The following is a 16,019-nucleotide window of genomic DNA, read 5'->3' on the forward strand; positions in this document are numbered from 1 at the left end:
GTGCGCCTTTACGTTTTTCCTAGTTTTGATTTATCTCTTCGAGCATTTCCACCTTCACGTCCCATGCGCGCGTAACCTTCTGGGCCGAGTTGTTTTTTACGAGCTTCACCGCCCATGTGACCTAACTCAACATAGCCTTCATGACCAAGTTGACGTTTTCTTTCTTCGCCACCTTTTTGCCCGCGTTCAGACATCCCATCATGCCCAGCTTTTTCGGCACTTGCTAACCCTCCTTGGCGAGCAATTTTTTGAACTTTTTCATGAGGCATTGATGCAAAGCCGCGTTTAGAAGTTTTGGGGCTTTGAGGTTGTTTATTGCGATTGTTTTGTGCCATTTTTCTCTCCTTTGTATTTTTAGGGGCAGAGAAAGGAAATCAGCAACAATTTTCGTGGAAGTAAAGGTCTCTTTTCTGGGACCTTAGAAATATAGTGTTCCTGAAGAGCCTTTCTTATGAGGAATAGAGTTGCAAAAACAAACTTCATGTTCCTTTTATTGCATGTGCAAGTCATAAGATTGGAAGGTCTTTGGAAAATCCCACCACTTAATACTGCAGAATTTTCTATCAACCCATTATGAGTGTTGCACATTAATGCACCCTATGGCGCATTACTGAAATTTTATAATTATCAAATTTGTGAGGCTAGTTGAAATAAAGTCTGTTTTGCGCCTGTTGTTGGATTTATATGTTTTGTAAATAGTCGAAACCCTCATTTTTATTAGCGCTACACTGAATAAGAGGAGATGTGAGTTTTTTTCCATTTAATGATAAGTGTTTCTTATTAGGGAGCATATACGACGATAAAATCGGTATTTAAGATTTTCTATGGTTTCTTTTTACCAGAAGAGAGCGCTCTATTTTTGAAATAGAATTATTTGTATTTTTATGGATTGTTTGAGCCTTTTTTAAAGGAGATGTTTTAGAAGGTTCTTTTTTTGACTCTTTAATTAAAGGAAATTTTGTGAATAAGGATTGAAGCCTTGTGATGAAAACTCCTAATAAAATAATACCTCCTGAAGTTATTTGAGAAAATGTAAGCTCTTCACCGAATAGTAAAGCAGATAGTAAACAAGTGAAGACAGGAAGGAGTAGCATAAAAGGGGTTTGTTTAAGGGATGAAACACGTTGTGCAAGACTTAGCCAAAGGTATCCTGCCCAAACTGTTGAAACCAATCCCACATATATAGAACATAAAATGCCAATTGAAGAAAGATGAGCGAAATTATAGATAGCTTCTTGGGGGCCTTCGAGAATAAATGGAATGACCATCAATGAAGGAATCGAAATGACTGAGAGCCATACATTGTCAGCCATTTTAGCGCCCATTTTAAATTTTTTGAGAAGGGTGAATCCAATACCCCAGCAGATGGCTGACACTAAGATAGATACAATCCCCAGAAAAGGCATATCTGAGGTGTCGCTATACCTTGCTTGGGTTAAGAGATAGGTTCCTAAAAAAGCAACCGCCATCCCCGCAAGTTCAATAAGTGAGACTTTTTCCTGAAGAATCAAGAAGCAGAAGAGAACCCCAAAGAGAATATTTGTTTGCATTAAGAAGGAGGATAATCCTGGACCCACTCCAGCTTTAAGGCCAAAACCAATGAATAACCAATTAAGAGCATTCCAAAACAGGCCCGCTAAAAAATATCTAGAAATTGGATTGGTCGGCTTAGAATATAAGAAGAGTAAAGGAACGACAGAAACGAGGCGTAGAAAGCTTAAAATGTAAATTGAAATATGATCCAAGGCAATTTTTTGCACAATTAAACTTGTGGCCCATAAAAAGGGGACAAAAACCCCTATAAATGTGTCTTTAAGACTCATTTACTCATACATTCCTTGAAAGTTTTGTACACTACATTATTAAACATATGAGAACATTTAGGGTACATACAACTTATTTTTTAACAATTATATAATAGCTTAATTTAATATACACAAATTTAAGTGAAGTTAACAATAATATTGAATAATTTAATTGACGGAATGGGTATAATGATTTTTAAGTTATTGAAAATACTGAAATTGCAAAAATTTAATTAAAATTATTGCAATATTAAAAACTTATGATATTATCGCTCTGTGTGCCGCATATTGTTGGCGCATGCATCAAATCTTTGTCGATTTAATGTTTAGGAGGAAGACATGTTAAAGAAAATTGATCAATCGAAGTTATTAATTTCTAAAAATTATCTTATTACAACAAATGTGTAATAAAATAAATTTACATCGATAAAGGCCTGCTGCGTTAAAGCGGGCTTTTTTGTAAATTTCTTTTTGTCTTTTTGCTTGCAAACCTTTTGTTGTTCATTAAAATTTATAGAGCTCTAAAGTTAATTTTTCGTTAAAAAATATTAAATTTAACTTTTTAACTTAGTTTTTTTAAGAATTAATCGCTATCTTGCTTGAAATAATGTATGTATAAGGCGTTTCCCTTTAGTGCACGGTTATTTATTAAAGGAATTGACGATGAAGTTACATCTCTTTCTGGTTATATTTTCCTTATTCATTAGTCCGATTTTAGCGAATGAAGCTTCTTCATCGTCAGTTATTCGTATTGAAAACGCTTGGGTACGGGCTGCCGAGATTGGTAATAGCGCTGCTTATATGAAAATTATCAATAAGGGGCTTACCTCTGATCGTCTCGTGAAAGTACGAACAGATGCATGTAATATCGTGGAGTTACATACTCATGTGCGAGAAGGTAATATTTTTAGAATGAGACCGATTGAGGCAATTAATATCCCTGCAAAACAAACAGTTGATCTGAAGGAGGGGGGACTCCATATCATGTTGATAAATATTCATCGGCCTCTGAAAGAAAAAGAGAAAATTAAGTTGACTTTAACATTTGCAAAAGCTGGTCAGGTCTCAATGATTGCCGAAGTACGTAAAAACAATCATGAATGCGAATGTAAAAGCGGTATTTTTTGAATGGAACCCCCCTTTTAGATGGCAAATTTAGTAGAATTTATTGATTATCTTAAGACGCGTTTAGTGCTGAGTGAGATTATTGGCACACATGTAAAAATTATGCGGCGAGGGCGATTAAAAATAGGCTTATGTCCATTTCATTCTGAAAAAACGCCCTCTTTTCATATTAGAGATGAGCAAGGAACGTATCATTGCTTTGGATGTGGCGCTCATGGAGATGCACTCACTTTTCTCCAGCAAGTCGAAGGCGTGAGCTTTATGGAAGCCTTAGAGAAATTGGCATCTATAACGGGATTAACAGTTCCAATCTTTAAAGAGAAGCCCGTTAACGAAGAATCTTTCCAAGGGCAATTATTTCAAGTTTTAGAAGCAGCAACAGTTTTTTTTGAAAAACAACTTAGGACATCAAAAGGTTTTAAAGCGGCCCAATACCTTGAAATGAGAGGCCTAAAACCTGAGACGATTTCTCAGTTTCGGCTTGGATATGCAAGTATGGGCAATACCTTAAAAGAAGCTTTAATGAAGGAAGGTTTCTCCGAAGATATTATACATCGAGCAGGTCTTATTATTCAGCGAGAAGAAGATAAGAGGACATATGATCGTTTTCGCGATCGAGTGATGTTTCCTATTTTTGATCGAAAAGGACGTGTGATTGCTTTTGGGGGGAGGATTTTAGAGGCAGGTGAACCTAAGTATTTAAATTCTCCGGAAACAAGTATCTTTCATAAAAGTCAGATCTTATATGCGTATAATTTTGTGCAGCGCGATCTTAAAAAAGATCAATTTTTGTTAGTTGCTGAAGGTTATCTTGATGTTATTTCCCTTCATCAAGCTGGTTTTAAGGGAGCTGTTGCTCCTCTAGGGACGGCTTTAACTGAGGAGCAAATCCTTTTACTCTGGCGATTTCGTTCAGAGCCGATCCTCTGCTTTGATGGGGATAATGCGGGACAAAAAGCTGCTATACGCGCAGCAGAACGGGCGATTCCTTTATTAAAGCCTGGCCTTTCATTGCGTTTTTCGCTTCTACCTCAAGGAGAAGATCCCGATAGTTTGATACGTTCCGGCGATGTTAAAAGCTTTGAACGTGTTTTAGAGCGCACCTTACCTCTTTCAGAGTTATTATGGCAATTTGAAGTACAACAAAAACCCCTAAAAACCCCTGAACAGAAAGCGGTATTTGAAAAGGCGGTGATGGCTTACGCCAATAGTCTTCAAGACCCAACCTTGCGTGAGCAATATCGTCAAGAATATAGATCTCGATTAAAAGAATTGTTTTATGTGAATTCTGGTAAAAGTAAGGGAGCTAGTTCATCTTTTAAGAAAGCTTCTTTGTCCGCTTCAACTGGAGCCCAATCATTTTTAAATTCAAGTGTTTTGTCACAAAAAATATTAATTGCCGTACTTTTGAATCACCCAAGTCTTATTTTGGAATATGCAGAAGATTTTGTTGAACTTGAACTTTCTAATCCTGGATGGGGGAAACTTCGAGAAGCAATGCTTACAAAAATAAATGATTTGACAGGACTTGACGCTGGTATTTTGCATCACCATTTGTATAATGAGGGGTTCCGAGAGATTGTACAAGAGGTTTTATCTTCTCAAGTAAAGTCATTAGCCCCCTTTGTAAAAGAAGAGAGTGACATTGATGAGGCAAGGGAAGGGTGGAAAGAAATATGGTCTCGTATTCAAGGTCAGAAAAAACTAACTCAGGCACTTCTTGAAGCGAAACGTAGGTTTGGTGAAGATATGAGTTATGACGCATGGATTGAAGTGCAAAACTTGCATCAATAAACCTAAAAATAAGAAGTTAAATTAGATTTTATGATTAAATTAGGAAAGGATAAAAATTGTGAGAACAACCGCCGAACTTCGTGATGAAACCCAAGAAGAGGCTGCTGTTGAGCTTAAAAAAGTAGATTTGAAGGCTACCCTTAAGAAGCTCATCGCCAAAGGAAAAGAAAAAGGCTACATCACATATGATCAGTTGAATAATGCGTTGCCTCAAGATGAGTTTTCTTCGGAACAAATTGAAGATGCTATGGCTGCAATTGCTGAGCTTGGCATTAATGTCATTGAAGCTGATGAAGTTGATGAGGAAGAAGCTGAAAATCCTGAGAGTGAGACAGAAGAAGAGTCTGATGAGGAAGGGACTACTGAACTCGCCGAAGGCGGAAGAACAGATGACCCCGTTCGCATGTATTTACGCGAAATGGGAAGAGTTGAGCTTTTATCTAGAGAAGGCGAGATAGAAATTGCTAAACGGATAGAAGACGGTCGTTTGATGATGATCGATGCTATTTGTGAAAGTCCTCTTACAATTCGAGCAATCATCTCTTGGCGAGATGCCTTAGTTGAAAATCAAATTTCATTACGCGAAATTATTGATATTGAAGATACAAGTGAAAATGAGAATCCTGAAGGAGAAGAATTAGAAGAAGAACTCGTTGATGAGGAAGAAGGCAACGAAGACGGTGAGAATGAAAAGAATGAAGATACTGAAGAGAGCCCTGAAAACGAGAGTGAACAAAATCTTTTTTCAGCTCAAGAAGAAGCTCTTAAACCTCAAATCTTAGAAAAATTTGATAAAATTGCCGAAATCTATGAGTCTTTATATGCCTTACAAATTGAGCGTTTAAAACTTGCAAAAGAGAAAAAAAGTCAAAGTTCGAAGAATGAAAAGTTTTTTAAAGACTTAAAAAAGACGCTTGTTGAGCTCGTGAGTGAAATTCGATTCAATCCTCTTCGAATTGATCAGCTTGTTGATCAACTTTACACATTAAATCGAAAGTTAATGGGGCTTGAAGGAAAGATTTTGCGTTATGCCACAGAATCAGGAATCCAAAGAGAGAAATTTCTCGGTGTTTATTTTGGTCATGAACTTGATCCTGATTGGTTGCCTTCGATAAAAGAATTTGGGAAATCAGGCGATAAATTCATTACAAAATATGGTCAGGAAGTGCAGCATATTCGTGACAGTGTCGCTGAAATTTCTGTTGAGTCCGGTCTTAATATTGCTGAATTTCGTCGAATTGTAGCCGATGTGCAAAAGGGAGATCGTCAAGCTCGACGCGCGAAGAAAGAGATGATTGAGGCGAACTTGCGTCTTGTTATTTCGATTGCAAAAAAATATACCAACCGGGGACTTCAATTCTTGGATTTAATTCAGGAAGGAAATATTGGCCTCATGAAAGCCGTTGATAAATTTGAATATCGACGCGGGTATAAATTCTCAACTTATGCGACATGGTGGATTCGTCAGGCCATCACACGTTCAATTGCGGATCAGGCTCGAACAATTCGTATCCCTGTTCATATGATTGAGACCATTAATAAACTTGTACGGACATCGCGTCAGATGTTGCATGAAATTGGTCGAGAACCAACACCAGAAGAGCTCGCAGAAAAACTGTTGATGCCAGTTGATAAGGTGCGCAAAGTTATGAAGATCGCAAAAGAACCTATCAGCCTTGAAACTCCAATTGGAGATGAGGAAGACGGAAGCTTAGGTGATTTCATTGAAGATAAGAACGCGATTCTTCCTATGGATGCGGCTGTAAATGCAAACTTGAGAGAGACAACGACCCGTGTTTTATCGACGTTAACCCCGCGTGAAGAACGTGTTTTAAGAATGCGTTTTGGGATAGGGATGAACACAGATCATACGCTTGAGGAAGTCGGACAACAGTTTTCGGTGACGCGTGAACGTATTCGACAAATCGAAGCAAAAGCGCTTCGGAAGTTAAAGCATCCAAGTCGCTCAAGAAAACTAAGAAGTTTCTTAGATTCTTAAAAGCAGATCTTAAGTTATGAAGAATGGAAAGACTTTTATTTTAGGGGTCTTTCCATTTTTTATGGGAAAGTTTTAGAAATTAAAAATTTTCTTAATAAAGACAAGAAGTAGAGAGTTAATTCAAGAGAAGACATTAAAAAAGCCACTGACTAAAGAGGCAGTGGCTTTTTAAGGAAAGCTAAAAGCTTACTTTGCAGCTTCTTCAGCAGCTGGTGCAGCAACTTCAGCTTCAGCAACTGGTGCAGCAACTTCAGCTTCAGCAGCTGGTGCAGCAACTTCAGCTTCAGCAGCGATAGCAGCTGTTGAGAAAGCCAAGAGAGCAGCTAAAAGAATCTTGTTCATGTTTTTCACTCCGTTAAATGTAACATAACACTTTGTCATGCAGCATGCATATTCTCCGAAAAATAATTGAAAATCAAGGACAATTTGTGGGAATTGGGGGGGTGTGATATTTGTGCAACTGCTGTGTGCTAACTTTTTGTATTTTATTGCTATTATTGTAGCAATATGGTGAATTTTAAAAAATGAAAACCTTAAAAACAACGATATTAAAGCTCGATGATCGTGGCTACGGTATTGCGCAAAGTGAAAATAGAGAAACTCTAATCGTTCCTTATAGTTTGCCTGGCGAAAAGGTAGAGATTGAAAAAGTACAGGATCGTTGGTGCGTTAAAAAAATCGAAGAAGTTAGTTCTGAGAGAATAGCTCCTCCTTGCCCTTACTATGAAACTTGTGGAGGCTGTGTTTTGCAGCATATGTCCTCTTCTGCCTACGCTGATTATAAAATGAAACGTCTCTCTCAAGCCATGGAACGTCATGGCGTTCTAAGAAGTTCTATGGACCCTCTCGTAATTTTAGAGCCTCATTTACGAAGACGAGCTATTTTTCATGCATTGAAAACAGCCTCTGAGACCTTGATCGGGTACTATCAGGTGGGCTCTCATCATTTGGTAGATATTGCTAATTGTCTTCTATTGCGGCCTGAAATTAATGATCTTGTCGTGCCTCTGAAACGACTTTTAGGAAATATTCTCAAGCCGAAAGAAAAAGCAGATATTTTCTTAACTTTCACGAAAACAGGGATAGATTTTTTATTGAAAGTAAAAGGAAATGAACCTCTTGATCTATTGAGCATAGAAGCTTTAAAAACTTTTGCATATGAACATAGTTTGGCTCGAATTTCTTTTGAAAATGACCAAGAAGGGTGGCCTATTATAGCCCTTAAGACTCCTCAAATTCAGTTTGGTTTCTCTATGGTTGAAGTCTCTGCAGATGGTTTTTTGCAAACAAGTACGGAAGCCGATCAGCTTTTGACATCCCTTGTGTTAGAAGGTCTTCCTGATGAGTCAGGAAAAGTGGCAGATCTTTTTTGTGGTCGAGGAACATTTACATTACCTTTGTCAGAGACACGAAAAGTAGATGCGTATGAAATGGATGGGAAAGCCTTAAAGGCTCTTACTCAAGCGGTTAAAACCCAACAACTTCCCATCCAAACATATGCGCGAAATTTATTTTCAGATCCTTTGACGCCAGAACATCTTGATTCTTATCAAAGTGTTGTTTTGAATCCACCGCGTCAAGGAGCTGCTGCTCAAGCCAAAATGCTTGCTTTGAGCAAGGTTTCTCATGTCGTGATGATATCTTGTAATCCAGATACTTTTGCGCGGGATGTCTCTTTTTTGCAAAAAGGAGGGTTTCGTTTGGAAAAACTAACCCCTGTTGACCAATTTCTATGGTCACCCCATGTTGAAATAGTTGCTCATTTAAGACGATGAGAAAGCGCTTGCATCCTTTTTCGAGGGGCGTTATTTTTGTTCCAGTTTCATTCCTAAGGAGATAAAGATGACCACATTTGGCGGCGTTTCAGGCGCTCATTTAAAACAATTCATAGAAAGAGTTGAGCGTTTAGAAGAAGACAAAGCAAATCTTGCAAATGATATTCGCGAAGTTTTTGCTGAGGCAAAATCAAATGGCTTCGATACAAAGATCATGCGTCAAGTATTGAAAATTCGAAAAATGGACCATGACGAGCGTTCTGAGCAAGAAGAAATTTTGACCCTTTATTTGCATGCTTTGGGAATGGTTCCCCATGATGACATCGTTGAAGAACCAAAAAGTGACAGTATTTAGAGAGCATTTTTAAGGGGGATAAGGGATCCTTTATCCTCTTTTTTCATTTGTACTTAAGTAATTTTTTAAGTTTAAAAATCTCATTAGCTAGCTTTTTTCCTTGCAATTTTTGTTGAAAATTGTTACTACATAAGTATAGCAATGAAAAAGAGCGAACTTGCCAAATGAGATTAATTAAGCTGCCGTTTTTACGTAGTTTCTCAATTTTTCAAAAATCATTGTTTTAAGCTCGACAGGGGGCGTTTGATCCAGAGATAGCCATGAAAAAATGGCATTATCATCTTGTTCTAGAATGAGATTTAGCTCAGTGAGCTCTTTTTCATCTAAAGATGAGCCATGCTCTTCAACAAATCCTCCTAAGAGAAAGTCAGCTTCCTTGCCGCCGCGATGTTTAGCGCGATAGAGAGCTTTTTTGAATAATAAATGAATGGAAGGAGTCAAAAAATGTCCCTTATTTAAAGTATGAAATTGAATATTAATATTTTTTTTGAGGAAAGGCAAAAGAATGAGGCAGACTAGGAGTCTTTTGTTTTCAAAGGCTAAAGTTACTTGGCGAGATTTTTAATTTCTCCTCTCATAATATCTGTTAAAAGATAAGTTATGAAAAGGAGATATAAATAAAGAGAGCAAATAACATAGGGTCATTTTAGAGTATTCCTTTGTATTTAAGGCTGAATTTATAAGCGATTGCCAGCAAAAAATGTTGAGAGGGAAAACAATAATGGAAGATAAAAACAAAGTTACTTGTTTAGAAATTGTGGATATTGATGACCTTGAAAAGGGGATGGTATTAACGACGCCTATGTCTGAAGTTACATTTCCGCTGACTCAAGCAGATCTTGAATTTATTGATGCTCTTAAAGGAAAGTCATTGAATTGGGCGCGGCAGGACTTGCGGCCCCCCAAGTTGGAGTTTCTAAGCCTGTTACAGTTTATCAGGTCCCCGAGAATGCTTTAAAATGGCGAGAAGATGTGGTTCATCTTGTTCCTTTAACAGTTCTTATAAACCCCTCCTATGAGCCTGTCGAGAAATCAGGAAAGACGCTCGATTGGGAAGGATGCTTCTCTGGTAAGAAGTATTATGGGAAAATTTGGAGATATAAAGAAATTAACTATAAAGGCAAAGATATAAATGGGGATGAGATTGAAGGGACAGCGAGAGGTTTTTTAGCTCGTCTCCTTCAGCATGAGATAGATCATTGCCATAACAAGATGTGTGTTCATTCATATGATTCCAACTTTCCTCAGGGAACTCAAGTTGATTTAACGCTTTTGCGTATGGAAGAAATGACAAAGAAAAAACAAGCCTTAGGGTTAAGTGCAGATGATTTTTTTCCTCTGATGCCTCTAGCGGAAAACAATAGTAAACCTCACGAAACGTGAATGATTTCTGAACATTGATATATTAAGAGGCATATAATTAAAAAAGAGAATGACAGGAAATGACAACAATTTTTGAAGAAATGCGACAGACCATGATTCAGCGGCAGATGGTGCCACAATATGTCACACATCCTAAAATTCTGCAGAGTTTTAAGATCCTTCAAAGGGAAATTTTTGTTCCTCAAGAGCAACGAAGCGTATGCTATGGAGACACCTATATTGCGGTGGCTGAGAACCGACTTATGTTGGCGCCTGTGATGCTTGCGACACTTATCCAAGCAGCGCACATTTTTCCTCACGAAAAGGTACTTGCCCTCGCATGTTCTACGGGGTATGCAGCGATCGTTTTGAGTTATCTTGCCGAAAAAGTCATCGCTATTGAATCTAGCTCAATTTATGTTAATCAAATGAATGAAGCTTTTGAAAATAATGAAATTTTCAATGCTCAAAGTTATTTGCGACCCTTAAGAGAAGGATGTCTCGAACAGGCTCCTTATGATGTTATTTTCATTGAAGGGAGTGTTGAAGAAATTCCGGGTGAGATTTTCGCGCAACTTGCGGAAGGAGGGCGAATTGTGACAATTCTATCTAAAGGAAAACAAGAGCCTTGTCAGGGCGTCGTTATTGAAAAAAGAGAAGGTTCATTGTTTACAAATGTCCTTTTTGAAACAAAAATACCTATTTTAAAAGAATTTCATCTTACAAAAGGATTTGAATTTTAATGGAATCGCTTGAAATTACAGTCCAAGAATTACATCAATTTCTCGGAACTCGAGAAGATTACTGTATTATCGATGTGCGAAATACAGATGAAATTGAGAAAGCTGCTTTTCCTGGAGCTCTTCATATTCCTTTATCAGTGCTTCCTCGAAGTGTTGTAAATATACCACAAGACAAACTTGTTATTACACTTTGTCATCATGGAGCTCGAAGTTTGAAAGCTTGCTATTTACTAAAAGAGCAGGGATTTGATAAGGTCGTAAGTCTCAGAGGAGGAATTGACCTCTGGTCTCAGCTCATAGACCCTTCAATTCCTCGTTATTAATGAAAGTGATGGTTGGAGAATGAAAAATACATTTTTTGCTTTAAGTCTTGGTTGTAGCCTTATGATGATTGATTTTGTCGAAGCTAAAACATCTTCTACAGAAGCGCCAGTGGTTAAACCAAAATCAATCCCTTCTAAAATGGGGACGGCAAAACTTTCTAAAGTAAAAACGTATCCGAAGCTTAAAGCCGATAGCATGACGACCGAACATCCATTTATGCAGGCTTTAATACAAGCTTATACCTCAAATCCAGAGCTTAAGGCGAAGGTTAAAGAGCAAAATGCCCTCGCTGAAGAATTACCAAAAGCTTATGCTGGATGGCGTCCAAGTATTAATGGGACAGCAATGGCAGCTTATAACAAGGGAACCAATCAAATAGAGAAGATCACGTCTTCATCTCATCCTAAGACAGCCGGCCTTGAAGTGCGACAAAATGTATTTGAAGGAGGAAAAACCTTAGCCAATACAACCTATGCCGAAAATCTGATTTTAGCAGGTAATGCTTCTTTTACAGCAATAGAGCAGAGTATTTTATTAAAAGCGATTCAGGCCTACTTAGATCTTTGGGCTCGTCGTCAAGAGCTTGAAATTAACAGAACAAGCGTTCGTTTTTTTGAATTTAGTTTAGAGCAAGCTAAAGCAAGAGCTGATGTTGGTGAGATTGGTCTTACAGAAATAGCAGAAGCAGAATTTAGCTATTCAGGGGCCTTAGCTGACTTCATTTCGGCGGAAGCAGAAGTTCAAAACGCGACAGCTACTTACATAAAAGTGATTGGCCATCAACCGCCTAAAGAATTAGTTTTACCTTCTGACATTGCTGAAAGAGTAACGCTTCCATCATCTTTAGAAGAGTTGAAAAAACTTTCGACGGATGGAAACCCAACTCTTCAACAAGCTGTTTTTGATGCAAAGTCTGCTGAAGCTGGGATTGATATTGCGACGGCCGATTTAATGCCAAAAGTTGATGTGGTTGGAGACGCTGGTCGTCAATTAAATTCTCGCAGAAGAACACGGACTCATGAAATCGCAGCAAGAGTTGAAGTAAAAATTCCTATTTATCAAGGCGGATCAGAGTGGGCTTCTATACGGGCTTCCCATCAAACGGCTGCCCAAAAAGCGATTGGTGTGAGAACTGTCCGCAGACAAGTGATAGAAAATGCAATCCAAGTGTGGGAAACGAGGTACGCTTCGAAGGGAAGAATCAAAAGGCTTGAAACTCAAATTAAAGCGGGTGAGACACGTATTGAAGGAACACGTCAAGAATCTTTAGTCGGTGAAAGAACGTTTTTAGATGTACTATACGCGCAGAAAGATGTCGTCAATGCGCGCATTGGTTTTGTACGAGCAACGAGTGATTTCTTATCTTCTGGGTATCAGATTTTAGGAGCGATGGGGAATTTGTCTGCAGCTTTGCTTAAACTTCCTGTCCAAAAACATAATGTTAATGGATATGCAGAAGAGGTAAGTGGCCACTATATTGGATGGGGTGATGTTCCAAGCCGAGAGGAAATTAGAGATGCCGCAGGCACAGATTGATAAGGATATGGAAGAAATCCTTTCTTCAATTCGTCAAATTATTGCAGATGATGTCGAAGAAAATACAAAAAATAAGAGCCCTAAATTTTCTTTTGAACCAGCTTTAGAAAATAAAACGGTTAAGAAGGAATCGAAAGAAAATACAGATGAAGATATTCTTGAATTAACGAATATGCTTCCAGAAGATGTCTATAAAGGCCCTTTAGAGAAAGAACTTGAGCAGGCTCAAACTGTCGAACAGCAGTTGTCAGACGCAATGGAGCAAGCTTTTCCAGCAGATTCCCATGCTATCGAAAAATCGGAATCTCTTATTTCTTCAGAAATTGCCCAAGAAGTTTCACAAGCGGTAGAAAATCTTTCTCACTTCATCAGGCAAACTGGTGTACAAAAAGAAATTCTCAATTCCACGATGGAAGATATGGTTCGGGAATCTTTACAACCCCTCTTACGAACATGGATAGACCAGAATCTTTCAAAGCTCGTTAAAGAAATTGTGGCGGAACAGCTCGAGAAAATTCTCAAAAAATAAGAGATAGAAGGTAACGGAATTTCTCTTCTGAGTTTTTTTAAGAATTTGAATTTCCTTTTAGAAATTAAAGACTTAAAAGTCTATATTTTTGTTAAAAAGTTATTAAGCAAATCGATAGTTATTTCTTCCTGCACGTTTGGCTTCGTACATAGCTTTATCAGCTGCAAGCAGTAAAGAGGTCGGTGTTAATCCCTGAGGGTGGTCATAGAAAATCCCCATGCTGGCCGCAATTTCCATTGTTTTTCCGTTGTGATGAATCGGGGTACACATGCTTTTTTGAATACGGTGGATTAAATTTTCTAAAGCTGAGCGGTTTTTTATTGTTTTCACAAGAATGCTAAATTCGTCACCTCCTAGGCGCGCAATAAGCTCGGATTTTCGAAGGCACTTTTGAAGTCGTTCACTCATGACTGTTAACAAATGGTCGCCATAGACATGGCCAAATGTATCATTAATGTTTTTAAATCCATCGAGATCGATATAGATAACAGCGACTTTTGAAGGTTTTTTTTGAGTTTTAACACAAATAGTTTCAAGGGCTTTTTTGAAAAGAACTCGATTGGCAAGTCCTGTGAGAATATCATGAGTGGCGAGGTATTGTATTTCATTTTCATATTGAAGTTGTTCGGTCACATTTTTGCAAATGGCAATTGTCCCACCTTCAGGTAATTTTTTTTCTGTAATTTCAATGTAAAGTCCATTCGAAAGCTTATCGATATAAGGATTCTCTGGCATCCTATGAATTTTGAGTCTCTTAGAAAGCCAAGTAAGATACTTATGGTCCAACTCGGTGTGTTGATTTAAAGATCGGCGTCCCTTAGTAAGATAGAGGCCTCGTTTATAATTAATTTCCAATAATTTTTGGTAATTAAGCCCTTGTTTAATTTCATCTTCTTGAAGGTTATAAATATTTCGAAAACTTTGATTGCATAACGTTAATTGGTCTTGAGCGTCAAAAATAGCAAATCCATCATCAACACATTCAACGGCTTCTTTTAAGAGAGAAAGCCTCGACCGGATTTTAAGGAGATTTTCAATCTGCGCGCTTTGGTAGATTTTATTTTCAAGCCATAGATGAATTCTTAAGCGTAGAAGAGAAGGATCTAAAGTCGGTTGAAAAAAATCTTCAGCGCCAAGCTTAAGGCTTTGAGAGATTTTCTCTTGAATTGTAGAAGAAATTAAGAGGGGAATATGAGAAAAAACGCCTTGGGATTTTACTTTTTTTACAAGTTCAAGAAGGTGAAAAGAATCTTGAAAGTTATTGATAATTATATCAATCTTCTGACTAGATAAAATATTAAGAGCTTCTTTTAAGGTGGTAGCTGTTAATGATTTGTGACCCATTTGGGTAAGTCCAGTCACAATTAAATCACGCTCTCTTCTTGTTTCTCCAACTATAAGTATAGTGCCTTTAAGAGATGGAAAAGAATTATGAGGAAGGTGTTTAGCTTGAAAAGAGGTAGCAATATCTTTGTTACTAGGAGAAGTATTTAAAGGGGGGTGATTTTTATCTAGCAAAAGACGATCTAAAATATTAAAAACAGAAAAATTCTTTGGTAACATAAGATCTGACATTTATTACATTGCCTTTAGCATTTTTATTATCATGTGATTTTTATAAATTTATTTTAGGATAAAAAATTCTAATAAATAGTTAATTCAATTTTTGTTTTATTTAATAAAAAATATTTTTTCTGAATACTAAAGATTATTATGTTGATATTGCTCTTATACATCTTGTATGGCAGCATAAAAAAATTAATTTTTCATGTAGGGGAAGTTAGAATGGAATTTATATTATCCACTTTTCTGCTGAGAGATGCTCAGCTTTGGTTCTTTTTTACGATCACTATGACGATTGCTTCATGTTGGGTTGCGCCGCGTTGGGTATCTTATCTAGGTTATGTCTTAAGTTGTAGCTTAGCTTATAGATATCATTATGCGGAAGTCCTTGGTTTTAGTTATTTATTATTGATTTTTTTGGGTCTTTTAGCTTATCAGAAAGTCTCTTTTATTTCAAAAAAGATGCTGGGCATCTTGTTGACGATGCTTATCTTTTCTATCTATCTGCACGCTCTGCCAGGATTTCATAATTTTAAAATTATCGATCAAGTTAAATTAAGTCCAGATTCTAATTTTTATTCTGCCTATGTGAGTGTTGATAAAATTATGGTGGGTTCTCTCTTATTACTCTTCTATTGTGCGCTTAATAAATCCATTACAGAGTGGAAAAAATCTTTACGTAGCCTGCCTTTTCCTCTCCTATATGTTTGTGCTCTTCTCTTGGGAACTGCTTTTGCAATGCATTCCATCAAAATTGATCTCAAAATCCCCTCTATTTTGATTTGGTGGCTCCCGACAAATCTATTGTTAGTTTGCGCGATGGAAGAAATTTTTTACCGAGGTTTTATTCAAAAGGAACTTACAAAATTTTTTGCTTCTTATAAGAACAAGAATTGGATTGCTTTAAGTATTGCGGCCTTCATTTTTGGGATTTCTCATTATAGAGGTGGGGTCCCCTATATTATACTCTCGACACTGGCAGGTATAGGGTATGGGTATGTCTTCATGCGGAGTCAACGATTAGAGTCTTCGATACTTTTGCATTTTTCGGTAAACCTTATTCATATTCTAGGCTTTAGTTATCCTTCATTACTACGAGGATAAACTTA

Annotated in this window: 17 protein-coding genes; 12 read left to right on the forward strand and 5 right to left on the reverse strand. The window is 37.4% G+C overall.

Annotated features, from left to right (window positions below; genetic code table 11):
- Window positions 1–8: 8 nt before the first annotated feature.
- Entirely contained in the window at window positions 9–335 is a 327-nt protein-coding gene (locus tag J0H12_00550; GenBank protein ID MBN9412402.1) for a hypothetical protein, read from the reverse strand.
- Between the two features lie 477 nt (window positions 336–812).
- Entirely contained in the window at window positions 813–1,823 is a 1,011-nt protein-coding gene (locus J0H12_00555) for an EamA family transporter (protein ID MBN9412403.1), read from the reverse strand.
- A 645-nt stretch (window positions 1,824–2,468) separates the two neighbouring features.
- On the opposite strand from J0H12_00555, the gene J0H12_00560 reads away from it, so the two are divergent.
- The 3 genes from J0H12_00560 to rpoD are packed head-to-tail and all read left to right on the forward strand — an operon-like array spanning window position 2,469 to window position 6,723.
- Window positions 2,469–2,933 carry a copper chaperone PCu(A)C gene (locus tag J0H12_00560; protein ID MBN9412404.1) on the forward strand — a complete coding sequence of 155 codons (465 nt, stop codon included), beginning with the start codon at window positions 2,469–2,471 and terminating at the stop codon, window positions 2,931–2,933.
- Between the two features lie 18 nt (window positions 2,934–2,951).
- Window positions 2,952–4,724, forward strand: coding sequence for a DNA primase (locus J0H12_00565; GenBank protein ID MBN9412405.1), 1,773 nt, complete (start codon window positions 2,952–2,954; stop codon window positions 4,722–4,724).
- Window positions 4,725–4,782: 58 nt separating this feature from the next.
- Window positions 4,783–6,723, forward strand: coding sequence for an RNA polymerase sigma factor RpoD (gene rpoD, locus J0H12_00570; GenBank protein ID MBN9412406.1), 1,941 nt, complete (start codon window positions 4,783–4,785; stop codon window positions 6,721–6,723).
- A 186-nt stretch (window positions 6,724–6,909) separates the two neighbouring features.
- On the opposite strand, the gene J0H12_00575 is transcribed toward rpoD, so the two are convergent.
- A complete protein-coding gene (locus tag J0H12_00575) occupies window positions 6,910–7,065 on the reverse strand; it encodes a hypothetical protein (GenBank protein ID MBN9412407.1) in 156 nt (51 codons plus the stop codon).
- A 182-nt stretch (window positions 7,066–7,247) separates the two neighbouring features.
- Between J0H12_00575 and J0H12_00580 the strand changes: the two genes are divergently transcribed.
- Together J0H12_00580 and J0H12_00585 are read left to right on the forward strand one after the other, a co-directional pair.
- Window positions 7,248–8,498 (forward strand): class I SAM-dependent RNA methyltransferase, encoded by a 1,251-nt coding sequence (locus J0H12_00580; GenBank protein ID MBN9412408.1) that lies wholly within the window; start codon window positions 7,248–7,250, stop codon window positions 8,496–8,498.
- Between the two features lie 67 nt (window positions 8,499–8,565).
- Entirely contained in the window at window positions 8,566–8,853 is a 288-nt protein-coding gene (locus J0H12_00585) for a DUF2312 domain-containing protein (protein ID MBN9412409.1), read from the forward strand.
- 174 nt (window positions 8,854–9,027) lie between these two features.
- On the opposite strand, the gene J0H12_00590 is transcribed toward J0H12_00585, so the two are convergent.
- Window positions 9,028–9,294, reverse strand: a complete 267-nt coding sequence (locus tag J0H12_00590) for a succinate dehydrogenase assembly factor 2 (GenBank protein MBN9412410.1) — start codon at window positions 9,292–9,294, stop codon at window positions 9,028–9,030.
- Between the two features lie 280 nt (window positions 9,295–9,574).
- On the opposite strand from J0H12_00590, the gene J0H12_00595 reads away from it, so the two are divergent.
- The 6 genes from J0H12_00595 to J0H12_00620 are packed head-to-tail and all read left to right on the forward strand — an operon-like array spanning window position 9,575 to window position 13,347.
- Window positions 9,575–9,811 (forward strand): hypothetical protein, encoded by a 237-nt coding sequence (locus J0H12_00595; GenBank protein ID MBN9412411.1) that lies wholly within the window; start codon window positions 9,575–9,577, stop codon window positions 9,809–9,811.
- The gene (locus J0H12_00600) at window positions 9,730–10,236 is read left to right on the forward strand and encodes a peptide deformylase (protein ID MBN9412412.1); all 507 of its coding nucleotides are present in this window, start codon (window positions 9,730–9,732) and stop codon (window positions 10,234–10,236) included. Before J0H12_00595 ends, J0H12_00600 begins: the two co-directional genes overlap by 82 nt.
- A gap of 59 nt (window positions 10,237–10,295) precedes the next feature.
- On the forward strand, window positions 10,296–10,958 hold the full coding sequence (locus tag J0H12_00605; GenBank protein ID MBN9412413.1) for a hypothetical protein: 663 nt from the start codon (window positions 10,296–10,298) through the stop codon (window positions 10,956–10,958).
- A complete protein-coding gene (locus J0H12_00610; protein MBN9412414.1) occupies window positions 10,958–11,281 on the forward strand; it encodes a sulfurtransferase in 324 nt (107 codons plus the stop codon). Before J0H12_00605 ends, J0H12_00610 begins: the two co-directional genes overlap by 1 nt.
- A 19-nt stretch (window positions 11,282–11,300) precedes the next feature.
- Window positions 11,301–12,818 (forward strand): TolC family outer membrane protein, encoded by a 1,518-nt coding sequence (locus J0H12_00615; GenBank protein MBN9412415.1) that lies wholly within the window; start codon window positions 11,301–11,303, stop codon window positions 12,816–12,818.
- The gene (locus J0H12_00620; protein MBN9412416.1) at window positions 12,799–13,347 is read left to right on the forward strand and encodes a DUF2497 domain-containing protein; all 549 of its coding nucleotides are present in this window, start codon (window positions 12,799–12,801) and stop codon (window positions 13,345–13,347) included. The genes J0H12_00615 and J0H12_00620 overlap by 20 nt, the downstream gene beginning before the upstream one ends.
- Before the next feature lie 102 nt (window positions 13,348–13,449).
- Here the strand turns inward: J0H12_00620 and J0H12_00625 are convergent, their stop codons facing one another.
- Entirely contained in the window at window positions 13,450–14,922 is a 1,473-nt protein-coding gene (locus J0H12_00625; protein ID MBN9412417.1) for a diguanylate cyclase, read from the reverse strand.
- A gap of 210 nt (window positions 14,923–15,132) precedes the next feature.
- On the opposite strand from J0H12_00625, the gene J0H12_00630 reads away from it, so the two are divergent.
- The gene (locus tag J0H12_00630; protein ID MBN9412418.1) at window positions 15,133–16,014 is read left to right on the forward strand and encodes a CPBP family intramembrane metalloprotease; all 882 of its coding nucleotides are present in this window, start codon (window positions 15,133–15,135) and stop codon (window positions 16,012–16,014) included.
- The last annotated feature ends 5 nt before the right edge of the window (window positions 16,015–16,019 follow it).

It is taken from the genome of Candidatus Paracaedimonas acanthamoebae (assembly GCA_017307065.1).
Lineage (GTDB): Bacteria > Pseudomonadota > Alphaproteobacteria > Caedimonadales > Caedimonadaceae > Paracaedimonas > Paracaedimonas acanthamoebae_A.